Genomic DNA, 23,242 nt, shown 5'->3' on the forward strand with positions numbered 1-23,242 from the left:
CATCCCGCCTCCGAGTTCCGGACGGCGGGATTATTCGTTAGCGCAGCTGGTGTCTTGCTGTGCGAAGTGATTGCGGATGGCATATTGGCTCTTAAGGCTCTTTGAGCGAAGATGCCAATGTCGCGAACCGTTGATGTAGATACAAGAGGGGTTAGCACGACATGAATGATGGTCAGAATATTTTCTCCGACGCCCAGTCCGCGGATGCTGCCGCAACTGAGCAGGATGCGCAGGGCGCACCGGCTCAGGTAGAAGCTCCGGCCGAGGGTGCAGCCGCAGCCGACGCAGCCGCAGCTGACACTGCTGCAGCAGAAGCAGCGCCGGCAGAGGAGACCGCCGCTGACGCTGAGGCGCAAGCAGCTGCTGACGCAGACGCCGAGTACCGTAAGCGCCTGCGCGAGTTCCAGCGTGAGCTCAAGCGTCGTCCGGGCGACTGGTACATCATCCAGTGCTACTCCGGCTACGAGAACAAGGTGAAGACCAACCTGGAAATGCGCGCCCAGACCATGGGTGTCGATGAGCAGATCCACGAGGTCATCGTTCCGGTTGAGGAAGTCGAAGAGCGCAAGGACGACGGCAAGAAGAAGATCGTTAAGCGCAAGCTGCTGCCGGGCTACGTTCTGGTCCGCATGAGCCTGGATGACCCGTCCTGGTCCGTCGTCCGCGACACCCCGGGTGTTACTTCCTTCGTCGGTAGCGAGGGTCAGCCGTCCAAGGTCAAGATTCGCGAGGTCGCTAAGTTCCTCATGCCGAAGGAGACCATCACCGCGGACGCCGCTGAGGAAGCTGCAAATGCCGACGGTGAGCTGGCTGTCGCAGCGGCGCCGCAGGCGGAGAAGAAGGCCGTAGCCATCGACTACGAGGTCGGCGAGTCCGTCACCATCCTGTCCGGCCCGTTCGCATCTGTGGCTGCGACCATCTCCGAGATCGACCCGGACACCGGCCGCATGAAGGCCCTGGTTTCCATCTTCGGTCGAGAGACCCCGGTCGAGCTGGGCATCGATGAGGTCGAGAAGCTGAACTAGGCCTCGCACTAAGCGGGCCTCGCACTAAGCCGGGCAGCAAGCCAAGCGCCGAGCAAAGGCACCAGCTAGCTCTCTCGAACAACCAATCCGGTAACGGATTTTGATGCACGCCATACGCTGCGGTAACGTAGCCAGGCGTGCATTTTTGTGCCTTGAGCACAGATGCGCCAAGTAATTCGTATCCCCGGTGGCTGGCACCAACTCGATGACCAGCGCCAGCGGCCATGATGGTCGTGGGCGCAAGGGTCGTCGTAAAGCGTCGGCATCCGGACGGGGTGAGTCGCCTTTTCATCGGGGCGGCGTGCCCCGGTAACTAGGAAGTAGGTTAATCCGATGGCTCCGAAGAAGAAGCTTTCTGCGATTATTAAGCTGCAGATTCAGGCTGGTCAGGCTAACCCGGCTCCGCCGGTTGGTCCGGCACTGGGTGCCCATGGTGTCAACATCATGGAGTTCTGCAAGGCTTACAACGCAGCAACTGAGAACCAGCGTGGCAACGTTGTCCCGGTTGAAATCTCCGTCTACGAAGACCGCTCCTTCACCTTCGTTCTGAAGACCCCGCCGGCAGCTAAGCTGCTGCTGAAGGCCGCTGGCATTCAGAAGGGCTCTGGCGTTCCGCACACCAACAAGGTCGGTTCCGTGACCTGGGAGCAGTGCAAGGAAATCGCCGAGCTGAAGAAGCCGGACCTGAACGCTAACGACATCGAGATGGGTGCACGCATCATCGCCGGTACCGCTCGCTCCATGGGCATCACCGTCGAGGGCGCAAAGTAAACCGTCAGCGTTTAGCTGCTCCTTCATCAAGTGGTAGGGCCAGCTTCGGCCCGCTACACACCACAATCCAACCATTTCACTTAATTGAGATTGGACTTTTCATGAGCAAGAACTCTAAGGCATACCGCGCCGCCGCCGAGAAGATCGACGCCGGCCGCATCTACTCTCCGCTCGAGGCCGCTAACCTGGCCAAGGAGACCTCCTCCAAGAACTACGACGCCACCATCGACGTCGCCATCCGCCTGGGCGTTGACCCGCGCAAGGCTGACCAGCTGGTTCGCGGCACTGTCTCCCTGCCGAACGGCACCGGTAAGACCGTCCGCGTTGTCGTCTTCGCTGCTGGCGAGAACGCCACCAAGGCTGAAGAGGCTGGCGCTGACTTCGTTGGCTCCGAGGAGCTGATCGAGAAGATTCAGGGCGGTTGGACCGACTTCGACGCTGCTATCGCTACCCCGGACCAGATGGCCAAGGTTGGTCGCGTGGCTCGCATCCTCGGCCCGCGTGGTCTGATGCCGAACCCGAAGACCGGCACCGTTACCCCGGATGTCGCTAAGGCTGTCACCGAGATCAAGGGCGGTAAGATTTCCTTCCGCGTTGACAAGGCTGCAAACCTGCAGGCTGTTATCGGTAAGGCTTCCTTCGACGCTGAGAAGCTGGCCGAGAACTACGGTGCGCTTATCGACGAGCTGATGCGCCTCAAGCCGTCCGCTGCTAAGGGTAAGTACCTGAAGAAGATCACCGTCTCCGCCACCAACGGCCCGGGCATCCCGGTTGACACCAGCGTGATCAAGGACTACACCGCCTAAATCAGCATCAGCCGATAGGTGAGTGTGCTCTTCATGAGTCACTCGAGAGCGACTCTGAGCAAAGCTCTTTAAAACCGCCGCCGCGCGCACTTTCCCACAGTGTGTGAGGTGGCGGTTTTGCATTGGCATAAGGGGTATCGATAGCGCGGTGGGGGCTTGGGCGCGGTAGACGTCGTAAAGCGAATTGCTAATCCAAACAACTAATCCAGGCGAAATGGACTCACAGCCAAAGTTTGTTGCTTAAAATCGCGACTATGACGTTAATTTTGGAACCCGAAGAAGGGCTGGAGGCGCTCGGCGAGATTAATCGCCTGGCGCAGCTCGACGACGGTTCCGGAATTATTGAACCGCAGCTCATCTCGTACCTTGATTCGTTGGGCGACGATGCCTATGACATGCCCTGCCTGCGCATCGCGGGGCAGACGCTGCTGGGCGAGGTACTGACGGGGCTAGGGGAGGACGAGCGCGTAGCTGAGGTCCTTCGCCGCAATATCCAGGATTCTGTGGTGCTTCCGGGGATGAGTGAGGAGGAAGCTCTGCAAGCTCGGGCGGCGCAGGTCGTCGTAGTGCGGTTGTTGCGCATCATTGCGCGGATGGAAGCCGTGGAGCTGCGCAATGTCGTGGCGCAACAGCGCCTGGCATTGCAGATTCCGCCGGTCGTGCGTGTGGCGCTGACACTGACCGTGGATATTCTCGACGCCGCTAGGTTAGACGCGCATCCCGACGACATGGTGCGCGTGGTACTCGACTACGCCGACCAAGTGCTCTGGCTTGCCGACGATGACCTGAATGCGTACTTTGCCGAGCTCGAGATGATTGTCCAGCAACGTGAGAAGGACCTGGAGTTCGGCCGCTTCGGAGAGCCAGGTGCGGCGCGGTTTGGATAGGCGATTTGGTTAATTGCCAGGGTCTGGTATAAAGTTTCTTCACGAAGTTTGACCGGCTTCCAATCGGTACCAACATCGAGTTGGGAAGATGGAGGTTGGTACTCAAGTTTCACCGAAGACCGTCGGTCATTCGCTTTGAAAGAAGCGGATTGAAGGTTTCATTGTAGGAATACAGTGAGCGGCCCACGCAGGAGGACTTGGAAGCGCTTGCGCAGTTTGACTTCACCTGTTGTCCTTGCGGTCGGCGGAGTTGAAGTGGAACATGCCACAAGAATTGTGCGCCCCATCCTTGTGCGAGGATTGGGGCGTTTGTTGTATTTGCGCAAAAGAATCCTTCACTTGGCCGAGCGGAAAATTGCAAAGACCAGGAAGGAGGCGAGAGTACACATGGCAGCAAATGCTGAGAAGATTGCAGCTGTTGCAGCGCTGAAGCAGGACGTTGAAGAGTCCAACGCTATCGTGCTGACTGAGTACCGCGGCCTGTCCGTTGCGGAAATCACGGAACTGCGTCGCGCCCTCGGTGCTGATGTTAAGTACTCCGTCGCCAAGAACACCATGATCAAGATCGCTGCCGACGAGGCAGGGATTGAGGGTCTTGATGAGCACCTGAACGGCCCGACTGCAGTCGCCTTCATCAAGGGCGAGGCTGTGGATGCGGCTAAGGCGATTAAGAAGTTCGCCGGTGACAACAAGAACCTCGTGATCAAGGGCGGCTACATGGACGGTGCTGCAATGGATGCAGCACAGTTCGAGGCTCTTGCGGATATGGATAACCGTGAGACCACGCTGGCAAAGCTGGCTGGTGCCTTCAACGGCGTTCTGGCGAACGTCGCTGGCCTGCTCGACGCTCCGACCTCCTCGGTTGCCCGCCTTGCTGCGGCACTCGAGGAAAAGAAGTAATCCCGAGCGGCTCGCGATCTACGCGAACTAAATCACGCGAAAAACTTTTCAATATCACTTTGACGGCTTCGACCCCAGGGATCTCTGAGGGGAGCGGCCGCACCACACTCATAGGAGAATATCCATGGCTAAGTACACCACTGAGGAACTGCTCGAGGCTTTCAAGGAAATGACCCTCGTTGAGCTCACCGAGTTCAAGAAGGCTTTCGAGGAAGAGTTCGACGTCACCGCTGCTGCTCCGGTTGCAGTTGCTGCTGCAGGCGCTGCTGGCGGCGAGGCTGCTGCTGAGGAGAAGGACGAGTTCGACGTCGTCCTCGAGGACGCTGGCGCTAAGAAGATCGGCGTTATTAAGGCTGTCCGCGAGATCGTCTCCGGCCTGGGCCTGAAGGAGGCTAAGGAGATGGTTGAGTCCGCTCCGAAGGCTATCCTGGAGGGTGCTTCCAAGGACGACGCTGAGGCTGCTAAGGCTAAGCTGGAAGAGGCTGGCGCAAAGGTTGCCCTCAAGTAATTCAATTACTTGCCTCGGCCCCGGTAGTGGCCTAAAGCTACCAATTATGACCGCCAATTCTGGGCTTCGTGCCCGGGGTTGGCGGTTCTTTTGTTTCTGGGGCCTTTGCTAACCCGCCTGACCCGGGCAAAACCTCACTAATCTCACCCGTCACAGGGAGTTGAGGCAAAAACCAGCCCACTCATTGTCTTGATTACCCTTATTGGCCTGTAAAGTATCTAACATGCTCTCACGGCCGAGAATTCTGTCTATCCTTCTGTTGGGTCTAGGCACCGCACTGCTTGCTGCTGGCATTTTGCTGCCCAAAGTGCTCAATGTTGATCCCAAAATGCCGCTTGACCTGCCGCCGGTGTCGTATACCCTGCGGGCGGAAGACGGCGTATCCACCAGGATTAACGAAGAGGGCAAGCGGGAAGAAGTGCACTCGCCGCTGCAGCGACAGCTTCACGGCGTGCTCATCGAACCCGCGGATGCGGACAAGGTTTCGCTCCGCGTCGGCGTGACTGAAATGCGTGAGCTTCCCCCTGAGGTTATCGGCACCGACCCGCTGACGGAGCTTATCGAGGCCAATATCTGGACAGTTACCATCGACCGACTCACCGGCGAGGCGCTGGCTCCTGCGACGCTTGTCGACCGCATGGCGGGCGTTCCACGGTCAGTGGCTTTCGAGGGGAACTGGGTGAAGCTCCCGGCCGACACGGAGGAAAAGGAATACCTGATTTTTGATGATCTCCTCCACGATTCCTTACCAGCAAAGTTTGTCGGGGAAGAGGAGCGCGGTGGTAACCGTGTCCTGCATTTCCGTCAGGACATTGAGAAGACGAATCTCGCCCAGAAGTACCGTTCTTATGTCTCTCAGCTAACCCAGGATGACAAGTCCGGCTTCCTCCAGTACCAGGGCACCCGTGATTTGTGGGTTGAGCCCAAGTCTGGCTCGGTCATCGATATGGCCGAGGACATCCACCTTTGGTGGGAGACCCGCGACGGCGAGCCGATCATGGACTACCTGCGCTTCAACGGCAAGATGGACGAAGGCCTTTCCAATCAGCTTCTCTTTGGCGCAATACAGAATTTCCAGCGCCCAGCTCTAGAGCCGTGGTCAATCGGCCTCATTGCGTCCGGTTCAATTCTGGTATTCATCGCAATCGTGGGCATCGTGCGTCCTTCGACCCGTCGTAAAGCAGAGTAACGCTTTACGACGGCCATAGCGCCCAGGCCTCATCGTTATATCGGTAACGGGTGAATGCGACACGCCCGATTTGTCAAGTTGTACTAGACAACTGCCAGTTTTTGATATAGGCTAAATCGTTGCGCTGGAATTAGTGTATCTGTCGCCAGCTCTTTTATAGTTTGCGCTCGGAGCGCGGGGCTATTATGTAGCACCGTTTTTCGTGCATCTAGCTGTTAAAGGAGTTGCTGCGGCGCCGCCGTTAGGGCTCGGGGCTCGCCTTTAAAGGCTGGTCTTGGAGGCCAAGTGGCGGGGGAATCACTTTCGTGTGTGACCAAAGGTTAGACGCAAAGTATCCCGGTGCGCAACAGAAATGATTCCTGCAACTTGAATCGCGTATAAACCAAGCGGGCGGAGCGCACCACCGGTTGCCGGTGTGCTCCACCGCGTGAGGTGCTGGAAGGACGCATCTTGGCAGTCTCCCGCCAGACCAAGGCAGTAACCGGTATTCCCGGAGCTTCGAAGAGGTACTCGTTTGCAAAGATTCAGGAGCCGATTGCGGTTCCTGGTCTGCTCGACCTGCAGCGTGAGTCTTTCGCATGGCTCATTGGCACGCCTGAGTGGCGTGCTCGTCGCCAGGAGGAGCTCGGAGAAGACGCTCGGGTTACCAGCGGTCTCGAAGATATTCTAGAAGAGCTCTCTCCGATTGAGGACTACTCCCAGAAGATGTCCCTGACGCTGTCGGACCCATGGTTCGACTCCGTTAAGAACACCGTGGATGAGTCCAAGGATAAGGACATCAACTACTCGGCTCCCCTCTACGTCACCGCGGAGTTCACCAACCGCGAGACCGGTGAGATCAAGAGCCAGACTGTCTTCATCGGTGACTTCCCGATGATGACGGACAAGGGTACGTTCATCGTCAACGGAACTGAGCGTGTCGTTGTTTCTCAGCTGGTGCGCTCTCCGGGCGTCTACTTCGATGAGACCATCGACAAGTCCACCGAGCGCCCGCTGCACTCGGTGAAGATTATTCCGTCGCGCGGTGCGTGGCTGGAGTTCGACGTCGACAAGCGGGACACCGTCGGCGTTCGTATTGACCGTAAGCGTCGCCAGCCGGTCACGGTTCTGTTGAAGGCTTTCGGCTGGACCACCGAGGAGATCAAGGAGCGCTTCGGCTTCTCTGAGATCATGATGGCCACCCTGGAGAAGGACGGTGTTGCAAACACCGACGAGGCTCTGCTGGAGATTTACCGCAAGCAGCGCCCGGGTGAGCCGCCGACGCGCGAGTCCGCGTTGGCTCTGCTGGAGAACAACTTCTTCAAGCCGAAGCGCTACGACCTGGCTAAGGTCGGTCGCTACAAGGTCAACCGCAAGCTGGGTCTGGGCGCTGATGCCTCCGGCGAGATGGTTCTGACCGAGCAGGATATTGCTACCACCATCGAATACCTTGTGCGCCTGCACGACGGCGAGAATGTTATGACCTCGCCGGAAGGTGTTGAGATCCCGGTTGAGACCGACGATATCGACCACTTCGGTAACCGTCGTCTGCGTACCGTAGGCGAGCTGATTCAGAACCAGGTCCGCGTGGGTCTGTCCCGCATGGAACGCGTGGTTCGTGAGCGCATGACCACTCAGGACGTGGAGTCGATCCAGCCGACCACCCTGATTAACGTGCGCCCGGTTTCCGCGGCTATCCGTGAGTTCTTCGGTACTTCCCAGCTGTCCCAGTTCATGGACCAGAACAACTCGCTGTCGGGTCTGACCCACAAGCGTCGTCTGTCTGCACTGGGCCCGGGTGGTCTGACCCGTGACCGTGCTGGCCTTGAGGTTCGAGACGTTCACCCGTCCCACTACGGTCGCATGTGTCCAATTGAGACCCCAGAGGGTCCGAACATTGGCCTGATTGGTTCGCTGTCCTGCTACGCACGCGTGAACCCGTTCGGTTTCATTGAGACTCCGTACCGTCGCGTCCGCGATGGTGTCATCACCGACGAGGTCGACTACCTCACCGCTGATGAGGAAGACCGCTACGTCGTCGCGCAGGCCAACACCCCGATCGACGAGAACGGCCACTTCGTTCAGGAGACCCTGTCTGTTCGTAAGAAGGGTGGTGACGTCGAGTCCGTCCGCGCCGATGAGGTCGACTACCTCGATGTTTCCCCGCGTCAGATGGTCTCCGTGGCTACCGCCATGATTCCGTTCCTCGAGCACGACGACGCTAACCGTGCCCTGATGGGTGCGAACATGCAGCGCCAGGCTGTGCCGCTGCTGCGTTCGGAGGCTCCGTTCGTCGGTACTGGTATGGAGCAGCGTGCTGCTTACGACGCCGGCGATGTCATTGTCGCTTCGGCCACCGGTGTGGTCGAGACCGTGTCGGCAGACTTCATCACCATCATGGATGATGAGGGCCAGCGCCACACCTACCTGCTGCGCAAGTTTGAACGCACCAACCAGGGCACCTGCTACAACCAGAAGCCTCTGGTTGACGAAGGCCAGCGTGTTGAGGCCGGCCAGGTCATCGCTGACGGTCCGGGTACCGACAACGGTGAGATGGCACTTGGTAAGAACCTGCTCGTGGCATTCATGCCGTGGGAAGGACACAACTACGAGGACGCCATCATCCTGAACCAGCGCATGGTTGAGGAGGACATCCTGACCTCGATTCACATCGAGGAGCACGAGATTGATGCCCGCGACACCAAGCTGGGTCCGGAGGAAATCACCCGTGACATCCCGAACGCATCCGAGGAGATGCTGAAGGATCTGGATGACCGCGGTATCGTCCGCATCGGTGCCGACGTTCGCGACGGTGACATCCTGGTCGCTAAGACCACGCCGAAGGGCGAGACTGAGCTGACTCCGGAGGAGCGCCTGCTGCGCGCTATCTTCGGCGAGAAGTCCCGCGAGGTCCGTGACACCTCCATGCGTGTTCCGCACGGTGAGTCCGGCAAGGTCATCGGCGTCCGCGTCTTCTCCCGTGAAGACGATGACGACCTGGCACCGGGTGTCAACGAGATGGTCCGCGTCTACGTTGCGCAGAAGCGCAAGATCCAGGACGGCGACAAGATGGCAGGTCGCCACGGTAACAAGGGTGTTATCGGCAAGATCCTGCCGCAGGAGGACATGCCGTTCCTGCCGGACGGCACCCCGGTCGACATCATTCTGAACACCCACGGTGTTCCGCGTCGTATGAACATCGGCCAGGTCCTCGAGGTTCACCTCGGCTGGCTGGCGAAGGCCGGCTGGAGCATTGAGGGCGACCCGGATTGGGCTAAGCGTCTTCCGGCAGACCTGCACGACGTTCCGTCCGACTCCCTGGTCGCAACCCCAGTGTTCGACGGTGCTGAGAACGAGGAGCTCGCTGGTCTGCTCGCGTCGTCCCGCCCGAACCGTGACGGCGAGGTGCTGGTCAACGCTGACGGTAAGGCCACGCTGTTCGACGGCCGCTCTGGCGAGAAGTTCCCGTTCCCGGTTTCGGTGGGCTACATGTACATGCTGAAGCTGCACCACCTGGTCGACGAGAAGATTCACGCTCGTTCCACCGGTCCGTACTCCATGATTACCCAGCAGCCGCTGGGTGGTAAGGCCCAGTTCGGTGGTCAGCGCTTCGGTGAGATGGAGGTGTGGGCAATGCAGGCATACGGCGCTGCCTACACCCTGCAGGAGCTGCTCACCATCAAGTCCGATGACGTGGTTGGCCGCGTCAAGGTCTACGAGGCAATCGTGAAGGGCGACAACATTCCGGATCCGGGTATTCCGGAGTCGTTCAAGGTGCTTCTGAAGGAACTGCAGTCGCTCTGCCTGAACGTTGAGGTCCTTTCGGCCGACGGCGTTCCGGTTGAGTTGGGCTCCTCCGACGATGAGGAACTCGACCACGCGACCGCATCCCTCGGCATTAACCTGTCCCGCGATGAGCGTTCCGACGCTGACTCCGCATAGTTTCTCGCTTAACGACGAAACATTGCGTGAGTATCAGGGTCGGGAAGCCCTAACTCGCGAATAACCCAACACAGACGACAACGTACAAAAACCTCCGCAGAGAATTTGGTTTCCGCATTACTTCGATGCGGAGGGAAAGGGAAAACAGGTGCTCGACGTCAACAACTTTGACGAGCTCCGGATTGGGCTCGCTACCGCCGACGACATCCGCCGCTGGTCTCGCGGTGAGGTCAAGAAGCCCGAGACGATTAACTACCGTACGCTGAAGCCGGAAAAGGATGGCCTTTTCTGTGAGCGTATCTTCGGCCCGACCCGTGACTGGGAGTGTGCTTGTGGTAAGTACAAGCGCGTTCGCTTCAAGGGCATCATCTGTGAACGCTGTGGCGTTGAGGTGACCAAGTCGAAGGTTCGCCGTGAGCGCATGGGCCACATTGAGCTGGCCGCTCCGGTCACTCACATCTGGTACTTCAAGGGTGTGCCGTCCCGCCTCGGCTACCTGCTCGACTTGGCTCCGAAGGATCTGGAAAAGATCATCTACTTCGCTGCCAACATCATCACTTCTGTGGATGAAGAGGCTCGCCACAACGACCAGGAAACCCTCGAAGCAGACATGCTCGTGGACAAGAAGCTGGTTGAGGACGACCGCGACCAGGAGCTGGCCGAGCGCGCCCAGACCCTGGAAGAGGATCTGGCTGAGCTCGAGGCAGCCGGTGCCAAGGCTGACGCCCGCAAGAAGGTTCAGTCTGCAGCCGAGCGCGAGATGCGCCACATCCGTGAGCGCGCCCAGCGCGAGCTGGATCGTCTCGATGAGATTTGGAACACCTTCATCAAGCTCGAGCCGAAGCAGATGATTATCGACGAGGGTATTTACACCGAGCTCGTCGACCGCTACGAGGACTACTTCACCGGTGGTATGGGTGCTGAGGCTATTCAGACCCTGATCCGCAACTTCGACCTGGCCAAGGAGGCCGAGGAGCTGCGCGAGATTATTCGCGACGGCAAGGGACAGAAGAAGATGCGCGCCCTCAAGCGCCTGAAGGTTGTCACTGCATTCCTGCAGTCCGGCAACGACCCGGCCGCTATGGTGCTTGACTGCATCCCGGTGATTCCGCCGGAGCTGCGCCCGATGGTGCAGCTCGACGGTGGCCGCTTTGCGACCTCGGACTTGAACGACCTCTACCGTCGTGTCATCAACCGCAACAACCGCCTGAAGCGCATGATCGACCTCGGCGCTCCGGAGATCATCGTCAACAACGAGAAGCGCATGCTTCAGGAATCCGTTGACGCACTGTTCGACAACGGGCGTCGTGGCCGCCCGGTCACTGGTCCGGGTAACCGCCCGCTGAAGTCCCTGAGCGACCTGCTCAAGGGTAAGCAGGGTCGTTTCCGTCAGAACCTGCTGGGTAAGCGTGTTGACTACTCCGGCCGTTCGGTTATTATCGTCGGCCCGCAGCTGAAGCTGCACCAGTGTGGTCTGCCGAAGCTGATGGCTCTCGAGCTGTTCAAGCCGTTCGTGATGAAGGAGCTCGTGGCCAAGAGCTACGCGCAGAACATCAAGAGCGCAAAGCGCATGGTTGAGCGTCAGCGCCCAGAGGTCTGGGACGTCCTCGAAGATGTCATTACCGGACACCCGGTCCTGCTGAACCGTGCACCTACGCTGCACCGCCTGGGTATTCAGGCGTTCGAGCCGGTCCTGGTTGAGGGTAAGGCAATTCAGCTGCACCCACTGGCATGTGAAGCTTTCAATGCTGACTTCGACGGTGACCAGATGGCAGTCCACCTGCCGCTGTCCGCTGAAGCACAGGCCGAGGCTCGTGTCCTGATGCTGTCCTCGAACAACATTCTGTCACCGGCTTCCGGTAAGCCGCTGGCTATGCCGCGTCTGGATATGGTCACTGGCCTGTACTTCCTGACGCTGGAGAAGCCGGAGCTGCCGGGTGGCCACCAGGATGCCACCGAGGACGCACCGGAGCAGGGTATTTACACCAGCCCGGCCGAGGCCATCATGGCTTACGACCGCGGTGCAATTGGCCTGCAGAGCCCGATTAAGGTTCGCATCAGCCACCTGCGTCCGCCGGCCGAGATTGAGGCCGAGCAGTTCCCAGACGGTTGGAACAAGGGCGATACCTGGCTGGCTTCGACCACGCTGGGTCGCGTTATGTTCAACGACCTGCTGCCGTGGAACTACCCATACGTCGAAGGCGTTATGGCTAAGAAGCCGCAGGCTGCGATCATCAACGACTTGGCTGCCAAGTACCCGATGATCACGGTCGCTCAGACCGTCGACAAGCTCAAGGATGCTGGTTTCTACTGGGCTACCCGTTCTGGTGTCACCATTGCTATGTCTGACGTGCTGGTTCTCCCGAACAAGCGGGAGATCCTGAACGGCTACGAAGAGAAGGCCGCCACGGTGGAGAAGAAGTTCCGCCGCGGTAAGCTCTCGGCTGCTGAGCGTCACGAGTCGCTGGTTAACCTGTGGAAGGCCGCGACGGCTGAGGTCGGTGAAAAGGTCGAGGCTCTGTACCCGGATGACAATCCGATTCCGATGATCGTGAAGTCGGGTGCTGCCGGTAACATGGGCCAGATTCACTCGCTGGCCGGCATGAAGGGCATGGTTACGAACCCGCGTGGTGAATACATCACCCGTCCGATTAAGACCTCCTTCCGCGAAGGCCTGTCGGTTCTCGAGTACTTCAACAACTCGCACGGTTCCCGTAAGGGTCTGGCCGATACCGCGCTTCGTACCGCTGACTCGGGTTACCTGACCCGTCGTCTGGTCGACGTTGCGCAGGACGTCATCGTTCGCGAAGAGGACTGTGGCACCCACGATGGTGTCATTGTCGAGATCGGCGAGGATGTTCTGGACGCAGCCGGTAACCCGACCGGCGAGATTCGTCGTGCGAAGTACGTCGAGACTGCCGCGATTGCTCGTGTGCTGGCAGCCGATGTCACCGACGCTGAGGGCAATGTCCTTATCTCGGCTGACACCGACCTGAACGACGACCACATCACCCTGGCTCTCAGCCACGGTGTCAAGGAAGTCAAGGTCCGCTCGGTTCTGACCTGTTCCACCGCAACCGGTGTCTGTGCCAAGTGTTACGGTCGCTCGATGGCAACCGGCAAGCTGGTCGACATCGGAGAGGCTGTCGGTATTGTTGCTGCGCAGTCCATTGGTGAGCCGGGTACCCAGCTGACCATGCGTACGTTCCACCAGGGTGGTGTCGGTGGCGACATTACCGGTGGTCTGCCGCGTGTCCAGGAGCTGTTTGAGGCCCGCGTGCCGAAGAACAAGGCTCCGCTGGTCCGCGAAAACGGTCGCGTGCGCCTGGAGGAGGACGAGCACTTCTACACGCTCACCCTCATCCCGGATGCCAACAGCGAAGACGAGGTTGTTTACGACAAGCTGTCCAAGCGTCAGGGCCTGGCTGAAATCACTGTCGATGGCCGTCGTCGCGCCATCCGCGATGGTGACCATGTGGTCAAGGGTCAGCAGCTGCTCAAGGGCGCTGCCGATCCGCACGAGGTCCTCGAGGTTCTGGGCCGCCGAGGCGTCCAGCGCCACCTCATCGAGGAAGTCCAGTCGGTCTACCGTGATCAGGGTGTGGCCATTCACGACAAGCACATCGAGGTTATCGTCAGCCAGATGCTGCGCCGCGTGATTGTGTCTAAGCCAGGTGACTCCGAACTGCTGCCAGGTGCACTGGTCGAGCGCTCCACGGTCATGGCGAAGAACCGCGAGATTGTCGCCTCCGGTGGCAGCGTCATCGAAGGCCGTCGCGTGCTGATGGGTATTACCAAGGCATCGCTGGCCACCGAGTCCTGGCTGTCCGCCGCCTCCTTCCAGGAGACGACGCGCGTGCTTACCGACGCCGCTATCAACAAGCGCTCGGATAAGCTCATCGGCCTGAAGGAGAACGTGATCATCGGTAAGCTGATCCCGGCTGGTACGGGTATCTCGCGCTACCGCAACATCACGGTTGAGCCGACTGAGGAAGCTGCCCGCCAGGCAGCCGCCCCGTTCGCTTCCTTCGGCGAGGGCTTCTACGGTGCCGAGGACACCTACGGCATCGATCAGGTCGGTTCCGCAGTTCCGCTGGATGACATCGGAACCTTCGAGTAGAAATCAATAGCTTTGCGGCAGCGGCTGGGGGGGAGCGGGAGAATTCCCTCGGTCACTGTCTGGCAAAGCACCTCGCCTGACAGTTGGGGCTTCGTGCGCTAACTGTTAGGTGGCAACCGGAAAAATCCTCCGGCACAGTTGTGGCTTACTAGCGGGTTGCTAGTTCGTCACGGTCGTGCCGGAGGATTTTTCTTTGTCGAGGCAACCCAACTGGAAAACTCGGCTGGAGACTGAAGAAAGGCGATAGGAACAGAGGCAAGGGGCAGGGGAGGAAGGGCCTAGGGGTTCCGTCCCGACCTCCCTCCTCTACATCTTGAGAGCCTCTGCAATCGGGGTGTTGCCCTCGTTGAAGTTAATCATGCGACCAACGGTAGCCTCGTTGAACACGGCCTGCGCGATGACATTGGCAACGGTCGCGCGAGCGACCTCGCCTGCCTTGTCCGCCGTGGTGTCGATGGAATCCTGGCCCTCGTTGAGCGTGAGCGCACTCGGGCCGAGAATGGTCCATTCCAGGTTTGAAGCGCGCAGCGCTTCGTCGGCTGCAGCCTTGGACTCGGCATAGGCAAAGAAGCTGTGATCCTCTGGAACGCCATGGTCGTGGCCCGCACCAAAGTAAGAGACCATCACGTAGCGCTTAACGCCAGCCTGCTCGGCTGCGGCAATCGAAGTAATAGCTGCGTCGCGGTCGATCGCGTACGTCCGTTCTGGTGAACCTCCACCAGCGCCGGCGGACCAAATCACAGCGTCGTGCGCGCTGAGAAGGTCCGCAAACTGTTCGGTCGAGAGACTGGCGATGTCGTAAACGGCTGGTGTGGCGCCGAGAGCCTCGATATCCGGAACCTGGTCGGGGTTGCGTATAACAGACGTGACCTCGTAGCCATCGTCGATAAGTAGGGGAGTAGAGATTTGGGCCACCTTGCCGTGGCCGCCAATGACAATAACCTTTTTAGACATGTCCCCACCTATACGCTGCCAGTACACTGCTGGCAATGAAGAAGGCATTCGCCTGTGGTGAACATGGCGATTAAGTTTCTCCAGCGCTGATGCAGGACAGTACTATGGGCAAACCGAACGGACGGCAGAATTGGCCGAGTTATCAATTCAAACCGGCATAGTAACGTCTGCGTCTTTTGGGGCGAGGCGCGCCGTGCTGAACACCCAAAAATTTGATCACCAAGCCCACAAGCGCTCAAAGTGCTTGAAATTTATAGGCCATTACCAGGGTGTTTGGACTAAACCCGCAGCTCGCGTACTGTTATACAACGATCCCAGAAAAGAATTGGGAACTTGAGACATTACCCAGTAGGCCAGCGAGAGCGGCTGACTGGGTTTCGCACGTTCAAAATCCCTCCATTTCTTGCGTTCAACCGATGGGCTCACCACTGGATGAGTAATAACTTTTCTTGTGATGCATTCACACGGAAGGTGGTTACTCCGCTGCGGTTGGCATCGGTCGTGAGAATGTCCAGCGAGGATTGAAAACAGAAAGAGGCTTCATGCCCACTATTCAGCAGCTGGTCCGCAAGGGCCGCCATGACAAGAAGGCTAAGGTTGCAACCGCAGCTCTGAAGGGTTCCCCTCAGCGCCGCGGCGTTTGCACCCGTGTTTACACCACCACCCCGAAGAAGCCGAACTCGGCTCTTCGTAAGGTCGCTCGTGTTCGTCTGACCTCTGGTATCGAGGTTTCGGCTTACATTCCGGGTGAGGGCCACAACCTGCAGGAGCACTCCATGGTGCTCGTTCGCGGTGGTCGTGTTAAGGACCTCCCGGGTGTCCGCTACAAGATCGTCCGTGGTTCCCTCGACACCCAGGGTGTCAAGGACCGCAAGCAGGCTCGTTCCCGCTACGGCGCAAAGAAGGAGAAGTAAGCCATGCCACGTAAGGGCCCAGTACAGAAGCGTCCTGTCGTCAACGACCCGGTCTACGGCTCCCCTCTGGTGTCGCAGCTGGTCAACAAGGTTCTGATCGACGGTAAGAAGTCGACTGCAGAGCGCATCGTCTACGGTGCACTTGAGCTGTGCGAAGAGAAGACCGGTACTGATCCGGTGCTGACTCTGAAGCGCGCAATCGAGAACGTCAAGCCGGCTCTTGAGGTTCGTTCCCGCCGTGTTGGTGGCGCCACCTACCAGGTCCCGGTCGAGGTTCGTCCGGGCCGTGGCACCACGCTGGCACTGCGCTGGCTGCTGATGTTCTCCCGTCAGCGCCGTGAGAACACCATGACCGAGCGTCTCGCTAACGAGATTCTCGATGCATCCAACGGCCTGGGTGCATCCGTCAAGCGTCGTGAGGACACTCACAAGATGGCGGAAGCAAACCGCGCATTCGCTCACTACCGCTGGTAATCGCTTATCGACGGAGGCCGCGAGTGGTCACCGTCGTAGAGCAGCTGCCGGTATGTCAACGGCGCGCGTCGGTCGCGGTCCACAGATCTTTAAGGGTCACTCAATAGGGGCCAGCCCGGCGCTTACACCCGATGTCTTGCGTAGAATTTACGCAATAGGTGTACGTCACGGCGCGACTTCGCGCCAAGACGGTGGCATTATAGATAAAGCAAACCCGACCGACGGCGGATTTGACGGCCAATTGCAATCCCGTAATTGAGTCTCACCGCCAAACCGATTTGAAACGAGTGGGGAATCAAGTGGCTGAAGGTGCACTTCCCGTTAAGAAGGACCTCCACAAGGTCCGCAACATCGGCATCATGGCGCACATCGATGCTGGTAAGACGACTACGACTGAGCGCATCCTGTACTACACGGGTATTAACCGCAAGGTCGGCGAGACTCACGATGGTGGCGCTACCACCGACTGGATGGAGCAGGAGAAGGAGCGCGGTATCACCATTACCTCCGCTGCTGTGACCTGTTTCTGGAACGACAACCAGATCAACATCATCGATACCCCGGGCCACGTCGACTTCACCGTTGAGGTTGAGCGTTCCCTGCGTGTGCTCGACGGTGCCGTCGCAGTCTTCGACGGTAAGGAAGGTGTCGAGCCGCAGTCTGAGCAGGTTTGGCGTCAGGCTCAGAAGTACGATGTCCCGCGTATTTGCTTCGTCAACAAGATGGACAAGCTGGGCGCTGACTTCTACTACACCGTTGGCACCATCGTTGACCGCCTCGGTGCTAAGCCGTTGGTTATGCAGCTGCCGATTGGCGCTGAGGATGACTTCGACGGCGTTGTTGACCTGCTGGAGATGAAGGCCCTCATGTGGCCGGGCAAGGTTGAGATCGGTACTCCTGCGCAGGTCGAGGAGATTCCGGCGGACATGGTCGACAAGGCTAACGAGTACCGTGAGAAGCTCATTGAGACCGTCGCTGAGTCCGACGAGGAGCTCATGGAGAAGTACTTCGGTGGCGAAGAGCTGACCATGGACGAGATCAAGGGCGCCATCCGCAAGATGGTTATCAACTCTGAGGTCTACCCGGTCTACTGTGGTACCGCGTACAAGAACAAGGGTGTTGAGCCGCTGCTCGACGCTGTCATTGACTTCCTGCCGAATCCGCTGGACATCGGTGAGGTTCACGGCCACCAGATGGGCGACGAGGACGTCGATATGGTCCGTAAGCCGTCTAAGGATGAGCCGTTCTCCGCTCTCGCATTCAAGATTGCTGCTCACCCGTTCTTCGGCAAGCTGACCTTCGTCCGCGTTTACTCCGGTCGTGTGGAGCCTGGCCAGCAGGTCCTGAACTCCACCAAGGACAAGAAGGAGCGCGTCGGTAAGCTGTTCCAGATGCACGCCAACAAGGAGAACCCTGTTGACGAGGCAGTGGCAGGTAACATCTACGCCTTCATTGGTCTGAAGGACACCACCACCGGTGACACCCTGTGTGCACAGGATGCTCCGATCGTTCTGGAGTCCATGTCCTTCCCGGATCCGGTTATCTCCGTTGCTATTGAGCCAAAGTCCAAGGCTGACCAGGAGAAGCTGGGTACCGCTATTCAGCGTCTGGCTGAAGAGGACCCGACCTTCACCGTTCACCTGGATGAGGAAACCGGCCAGACCGTTATCGGCGGTATGGGCGAGCTCCACCTCGACGTCCTGGTTGACCGCATGAAGCGCGAGTTCAAGGTCGAAGCAAACATCGGTAACCCGCAGGTTGCTTACCGCGAGACCATCCGCAAGCCGGTCGAGAAGTTCGAGTACACCCACAAGAAGCAGACCGGTGGTTCGGGTCAGTTCGCCCGCGTCATCATTGCTCTGGAGCCGTACTCCCCGTCCGCTGAAGAGGTGGAAGAAGGCGAGTCCACAACTTACCTCTTCGCAAACGAGGTCACCGGTGGCCGCGTTCCGAAGGAGTACATCCCGTCTGTCGACGCTGGTATCCAGGATGCAATGCAGTACGGTACCCTCGCCGGCTACCCGCTGGTGAACATCAAGGCAACCCTGCTCGACGGTGCTTACCACGAGGTTGACTCCTCCGAAATGGCCTTCAAGATCGCTGGTCAGCAGGCTCTGAAGGAAGCTGTTCAGAAGGCTAAGCCGGTCCTGCTCGAGCCGATGATGGCCGTTGAGGTCATTACTCCGGAAGAGTACATGGGTGAGGTCATCGGTGACATCAACTCCCGTCGTGGCCAGGTCAACTCCATGGAAGACCGCACCGGCGTCAAGGCTGTCAAGGCTCTGGTTCCGCTGTCCGAGATGTTCGGCTACGTTGGTGACCTGCGTTCCAAGACCCAGGGTCGCGCTAACTACACCATGATCTTCGACTCCTACGCTGAGGTTCCGTCCTCCGTGGCCGAGGAGATCATTGCAGCTCGTACCGGCGCTTAAATCACGCCGGTAGGGTGGGGCACTCAATCAGAGTTGACCCCATCCCTGCACGCACTGCACTGTCACTCTTTTAGAGAACGCAGTGCGAGGGTCTGCAGCTTTAGTAGATTCCCTCTAGCTTTGACTGTGCTGAGACATCGTCAGACTGTTGGCGTGTGTTAGCACAGGCAAGCTCTAGGGGGTAGCTGCTCGCAATTCATATCGTTGGCCGATTTTAGATCGCAGCTCAAATATCTAGCATTTATGCAGGTAAATGACGATGTGAGTTGCTGGCCGTTACCCACCCTTAACTAGGGGGTTGGTCTGGTTTGGAAAACTCCAGTATCCTGCCCTAGTATCGAGTAACTGGCACAGTGAAAGAATAGTGCTCTTTTGCGCGCGCACGTTCCGAAGTCGGAAGCGAACAGCTTCAAGGCTTCTGATGCTTGTGAAGGCGGATTGAGTGACCACAAAATTGTGGCTGCGAGAGTCGTGGCCACCTAGACCTCCAGGAGGACTAAAAGTGGCAAAGGCGAAGTTCGAGCGTACGAAGCCGCACGTCAACATCGGTACCATTGGTCACGTTGACCACGGTAAGACCACCACTACCGCCGCTATCACCAAGGTTCTGGCTGACAAGTTCCCGGACCTGAACGAGTCGTTCGCTTACGATGCCATCGATAAGGCACCGGAAGAGAAGGAACGTGGCATTACCATCAACGTTTCCCACGTTGAGTACCAGACGGAGAAGCGCCACTACGCTCACGTCGATGCCCCGGGCCACGCCGACTACATCAAGAACATGATTACCGGTGCTGCTCAGATGGACGGCGCAATCCTGGTTGTCGCTGCTACTGACGGCCCGATGCCGCAGACCCGCGAGCACGTTCTGCTGGCTCGCCAGGTTGGCGTTCCGTACATCCTCGTTGCACTGAACAAGTGCGACATGGTCGACGACGAAGAGATCATCGAGCTCGTCGAGATGGAGGTCCGCGAGCTGCTGGCTGAGCAGGACTACGACGAGGAAGCTCCGATCGTCCACATCTCCGCTCTGAAGGCTCTTGAGGGCGAAGAGAAGTGGGTCAACTCCATCCTCGAGCTGATGGAAGCTTGCGACGAGAACATCCCGGATCCGGTTCGCGAGACCGACAAGCCGTTCCTGATGCCGATTGAGGACATCTTCACCATTACCGGTCGCGGCACCGTTGCTACCGGTCGTGTTGAGCGCGGCGTTCTGAACGTTAACGACGAGGTCGAGATTCTGGGCATCAAGGAGAAGTCCCAGAAGACCACCGTTACCGGTATCGAGATGTTCCGCAAGCTGCTGGATTCCGCTGAGGCTGGCGACAACTGTGGTCTGCTGCTCCGCGGTACCAAGCGTGAGGACATCGAGCGCGGTCAGATCGTTGCTAAGCCGGGCGCTTACACCCCGCACACCGAGTTCGAGGGTTCCGTCTACATCCTGTCCAAGGATGAGGGCGGCCGTCACACCCCGTTCTTCGACAACTACCGTCCGCAGTTCTACTTCCGCACCACCGACGTCACCGGCGTCGTTTCCCTGCCGGAAGGTGTCGAGATGGTCATGCCGGGCGACAACGTTGACATGTCTGTCAAGCTGATTCAGCCGGTCGCAATGGACGAGGGCCTGCGCTTCGCTATCCGCGAGGGTGGCCGCACCGTCGGCGCTGGCCGCGTTACCAAGATCGTTAAGTAAGTCTTTTCCCCATAGGGGAAATGCTTTAACTTAAGTCTTAGAAGAATCCCGACTCCGCGTAAGCGGAAGTCGGGATTTTTTGTATCTGTACATAGCCGACACTAGACCGGGCGGGGCGGCGCAATAGCCGTCGTCAAGCAGACTGTGCCGTAATGGGTGTGATGTACGTTGCACTTTGGAATCGTGATTTTACATTCGTAGCCCGGACGTGCTTTAATACGGAGGTTGCTTTAACAAAGGCGTTCGCGCCAATTGTTGTATCAGGCCCAGCTGGGAACCAGTACGAAATTGGACATAGCGCCTATGGTAAGGCGAGCATGACCACGTAGGGAAGTTTCTTCCCAATCGTGCCTCACGGAGAAAACGGGCGACACGCCCGACCGCGGGGGTCGGAGGTGGCATGGCAAATTAACAGCGGCAGTAGGCAAATGAAGAGCCCCACGAGGGGGACTTGTTTTCCACTGGGATTTGAGTGCAAGGCGTTATTCGTCCGCTCGGGTCATGGCCATAAGTTAATTTGCCATGACGATCGAAGACGAAATCGCTTTGAAGTAATGCACAACCCAGTTTTGATTTCTGGCGCTGGCCATAGTTGCTGACGGCGTCGAGAAACATTGACAGGGTCGACGCCCCTTTAATTGGGGCGCGCCGACCGAGGAGAGGACAAGCGTGGCCGGACAGAAGATCCGCATCAGGCTCAAGGCCTACGACCACGAGGCTATCGACGCTTCTGCGCGAAAGATCGTGGAGACCGTTACCCGTACGGGTGCACGCGTCGTTGGCCCGGTGCCGTTGCCAACCGAAAAGAACGTTTACTGCGTTATCCGTTCGCCGCACAAGTACAAGGACTCGCGCGAGCACTTCGAGATGCGCACTCACAAGCGTCTGATCGACATTCTCGATCCAACGCCGAAGACCGTCGATGCACTTATGCGCATTGACCTTCCGGCAAGTGTCGATGTGAACATTCAGTGATCCTGGACTTTTGGTAGCGGAGACAAGATAAATGAGTGAAAACGAGATCAAGGGCATCCTGGGCACGAAGCTCGGTATGACTCAGATCTTCGACGAGGAGAACCGCGTTGTTCCGGTTACCGTCGTTGAGGCTGGGCCGTGCGTAGTGACTCAGGTGCGCACTAAGGAAACCGACGGCTACGACGCCGTCCAGATTGCATACGGCGAAATTGACCCGCGTAAGGTCAACAAGCCGGAGGCCGGCCACTTCAAGAAGGCCGGTGTGACCCCGCGTCGCCACAGCGTTGAGATTCGCACCCCGGACGCTTCCTCTTACGAGGTCGGCCAGTCCGTTGGTGTCGACATTTTCGGCGAAATTGAGTACGTCGACGTCACTGGTACCTCTAAGGGCCACGGCTTCGCCGGTGGTATGAAGCGCCACGGCTTTGCTGGCCAGGGTGCCGCTCACGGTAACCAGGCTGCTCACCGTCGTGTTGGTGGCATTGGCGCTTGCGCCACGCCAGGACGCGTCTTCAAGGGCAAGCGCATGGCAGGCCGCATGGGTAACGACCGGGTCACGACCCAGAACCTGAAGATCCAGAAGGTTGACGCTGACGCGAACCTGCTGCTCATCAAGGGCGCAGTTCCGGGTGCACGCGGCGGCCTGCTGGTTGTTAAGACTGCCACGAAGGGTGGTGCTCACGCATGACCAACCTCAAGCTAGACGTACACACCGCTGAAGGCGGCGTGAACGGTTCGGTTGAGCTTCCTGCTTCCGTGTTCGACGCGGAGGTGTCCATCGCCCTGATGCACCAGGTTGTTGTCGCGCAGCGTGCAGCAGCTCGCCAGGGCACCCACAAGGTCAAGACCCGCGGTGAGGTTCGCGGCGGTGGCCGCAAGCCGTGGCGCCAGAAGGGTACCGGTCGCGCTCGTCAGGGTTCGATCCGTGCTCCGCACTGGACCGGCGGTGGCGTTGTCCACGGCCCGGTGCCTCGCGATTACAGCCAGCGCACCCCGAAGAAGATGATTGCAGCTGCTCTGCGCGGCGCACTCTCTGACCGTGCTCGCCACGACCGCATCCACGTTGTCGAGGAACTGGTCCCAGGCCAGACCCCGTCCACCAAGGCAGCTCGTACTTTTGTCGAGCGTCTGACTGAGCGCCGCAACGTGCTCGTCGTTCTGCCGCGCGAGGACGTCAACTCGTGGAAGTCGGTTCGTAACCTGCCAGGTGTCCACATCCTGTCTGAGGATCAGCTGAACACCTACGATGTTCTGAAGGCCGATGACGTCATCTTCGCCGTTCAGGCACTCAATGACTTCATCACTCGCACCGCCGGTAAGGAGGAGAAGTAATGGCTACCATCGCAGATCCCCGCGACATCATTGTTGCACCGGTAGTGTCTGAGAAGTCCTACGGACTCATGGAGCAGGGCGTTTACACGTTCCTGGTCCACACCGACGCTAACAAGACCCAGATCAAGATCGCGGTCCAGGAGATTTTCGGTGCCAAGGTCGCTTCCGTCAACACCCTCAACCGTGAGGGCAAGCGCAAGCGTTCCCGCACCGGCTACGGCAAGCGCAAGAACACCAAGCGCGCCTACGTGACTCTCGCGGCCGGCAGCGATCCCATCGACATCTTCGGCGGTTCGGCAGCTTAGCCGCTAGCCGACGAGGAAGTTAAGGAAGAGCAAAAG

The 23,242-nt window shown here is 58.7% G+C and carries 18 protein-coding genes; 17 read left to right on the top strand and 1 reads right to left on the bottom strand.

Features of this window, described 5'->3' with window-relative positions:
- Window positions 1-161: 161 nt before the first annotated feature.
- From nusG to CHU70_RS06015, 9 genes are all read left to right on the top strand, one after another.
- Window positions 162-1,025 (top strand): transcription termination/antitermination protein NusG, encoded by an 864-nt coding sequence (gene nusG / locus CHU70_RS05975; protein ID WP_049190597.1) that lies wholly within the window; start codon window positions 162-164, stop codon window positions 1,023-1,025.
- 333 nt (window positions 1,026-1,358) lie between these two features.
- Window positions 1,359-1,796 (top strand): 50S ribosomal protein L11, encoded by a 438-nt coding sequence (gene rplK, locus CHU70_RS05980; RefSeq protein WP_016422043.1) that lies wholly within the window; start codon window positions 1,359-1,361, stop codon window positions 1,794-1,796.
- A 101-nt stretch (window positions 1,797-1,897) separates the two neighbouring features.
- Window positions 1,898-2,602, top strand: a complete 705-nt coding sequence (rplA, locus tag CHU70_RS05985; RefSeq protein ID WP_016422044.1) for a 50S ribosomal protein L1 — start codon at window positions 1,898-1,900, stop codon at window positions 2,600-2,602.
- A gap of 254 nt (window positions 2,603-2,856) precedes the next feature.
- The gene (locus CHU70_RS05990; protein ID WP_049193217.1) at window positions 2,857-3,489 is read left to right on the top strand and encodes a hypothetical protein; all 633 of its coding nucleotides are present in this window, start codon (window positions 2,857-2,859) and stop codon (window positions 3,487-3,489) included.
- A gap of 387 nt (window positions 3,490-3,876) precedes the next feature.
- Window positions 3,877-4,389 carry a 50S ribosomal protein L10 gene (gene rplJ / locus CHU70_RS05995; RefSeq protein ID WP_016422046.1) on the top strand — a complete coding sequence of 171 codons (513 nt, stop codon included), beginning with the start codon at window positions 3,877-3,879 and terminating at the stop codon, window positions 4,387-4,389.
- A gap of 124 nt (window positions 4,390-4,513) precedes the next feature.
- A complete protein-coding gene (gene rplL / locus CHU70_RS06000; RefSeq protein WP_016422047.1) occupies window positions 4,514-4,897 on the top strand; it encodes a 50S ribosomal protein L7/L12 in 384 nt (127 codons plus the stop codon).
- Between the two features lie 223 nt (window positions 4,898-5,120).
- On the top strand, window positions 5,121-6,086 hold the full coding sequence (locus tag CHU70_RS06005; RefSeq protein ID WP_049170045.1) for a DUF3068 domain-containing protein: 966 nt from the start codon (window positions 5,121-5,123) through the stop codon (window positions 6,084-6,086).
- 432 nt (window positions 6,087-6,518) lie between these two features.
- Window positions 6,519-10,007: a DNA-directed RNA polymerase subunit beta gene (locus CHU70_RS06010; protein ID WP_042388391.1), complete on the top strand. Its 3,489-nt coding sequence runs from the start codon at window positions 6,519-6,521 to the stop codon at window positions 10,005-10,007.
- A 148-nt stretch (window positions 10,008-10,155) separates the two neighbouring features.
- Window positions 10,156-14,127, top strand: a complete 3,972-nt coding sequence (locus CHU70_RS06015; RefSeq protein ID WP_070438078.1) for a DNA-directed RNA polymerase subunit beta' — start codon at window positions 10,156-10,158, stop codon at window positions 14,125-14,127.
- Between the two features lie 306 nt (window positions 14,128-14,433).
- On the opposite strand, the gene CHU70_RS06020 is transcribed toward CHU70_RS06015, so the two are convergent.
- Entirely contained in the window at window positions 14,434-15,081 is a 648-nt protein-coding gene (locus CHU70_RS06020) for an SDR family oxidoreductase (protein ID WP_016422051.1), read from the bottom strand.
- A gap of 542 nt (window positions 15,082-15,623) precedes the next feature.
- On the opposite strand from CHU70_RS06020, the gene rpsL reads away from it, so the two are divergent.
- The 8 genes from rpsL to rplW all read left to right on the top strand — a co-directional run bounded on the left by rpsL (window position 15,624) and on the right by rplW (window position 23,206).
- On the top strand, window positions 15,624-15,995 hold the full coding sequence (rpsL, locus tag CHU70_RS06025) for a 30S ribosomal protein S12 (RefSeq protein ID WP_005509887.1): 372 nt from the start codon (window positions 15,624-15,626) through the stop codon (window positions 15,993-15,995).
- A gap of 3 nt (window positions 15,996-15,998) precedes the next feature.
- Complete coding sequence (gene rpsG, locus CHU70_RS06030) at window positions 15,999-16,469, top strand: 30S ribosomal protein S7 (RefSeq protein ID WP_016422052.1); 471 nt, start codon at window positions 15,999-16,001, stop codon at window positions 16,467-16,469.
- Window positions 16,470-16,768: 299 nt separating this feature from the next.
- The gene (gene fusA, locus CHU70_RS06035) at window positions 16,769-18,901 is read left to right on the top strand and encodes an elongation factor G (protein ID WP_016422053.1); all 2,133 of its coding nucleotides are present in this window, start codon (window positions 16,769-16,771) and stop codon (window positions 18,899-18,901) included.
- 502 nt (window positions 18,902-19,403) lie between these two features.
- Window positions 19,404-20,594: an elongation factor Tu gene (tuf, locus tag CHU70_RS06040; RefSeq protein ID WP_049170037.1), complete on the top strand. Its 1,191-nt coding sequence runs from the start codon at window positions 19,404-19,406 to the stop codon at window positions 20,592-20,594.
- Window positions 20,595-21,263: 669 nt separating this feature from the next.
- Window positions 21,264-21,569 carry a 30S ribosomal protein S10 gene (gene rpsJ / locus CHU70_RS06045; protein ID WP_003938093.1) on the top strand — a complete coding sequence of 102 codons (306 nt, stop codon included), beginning with the start codon at window positions 21,264-21,266 and terminating at the stop codon, window positions 21,567-21,569.
- Between the two features lie 31 nt (window positions 21,570-21,600).
- Window positions 21,601-22,257, top strand: coding sequence for a 50S ribosomal protein L3 (gene rplC, locus CHU70_RS06050; RefSeq protein WP_005509762.1), 657 nt, complete (start codon window positions 21,601-21,603; stop codon window positions 22,255-22,257).
- Window positions 22,254-22,901, top strand: coding sequence for a 50S ribosomal protein L4 (gene rplD, locus CHU70_RS06055; protein ID WP_016422055.1), 648 nt, complete (start codon window positions 22,254-22,256; stop codon window positions 22,899-22,901). The genes rplC and rplD overlap by 4 nt, the downstream gene beginning before the upstream one ends.
- Entirely contained in the window at window positions 22,901-23,206 is a 306-nt protein-coding gene (gene rplW / locus CHU70_RS06060) for a 50S ribosomal protein L23 (protein WP_005509869.1), read from the top strand. The genes rplD and rplW overlap by 1 nt, the downstream gene beginning before the upstream one ends.
- Window positions 23,207-23,242 lie beyond the last annotated feature (36 nt).

It is taken from the genome of Corynebacterium sp. LK10, from assembly GCF_008042455.1.
Lineage (GTDB): Bacteria > Actinomycetota > Actinomycetes > Mycobacteriales > Mycobacteriaceae > Corynebacterium > Corynebacterium jeikeium_D.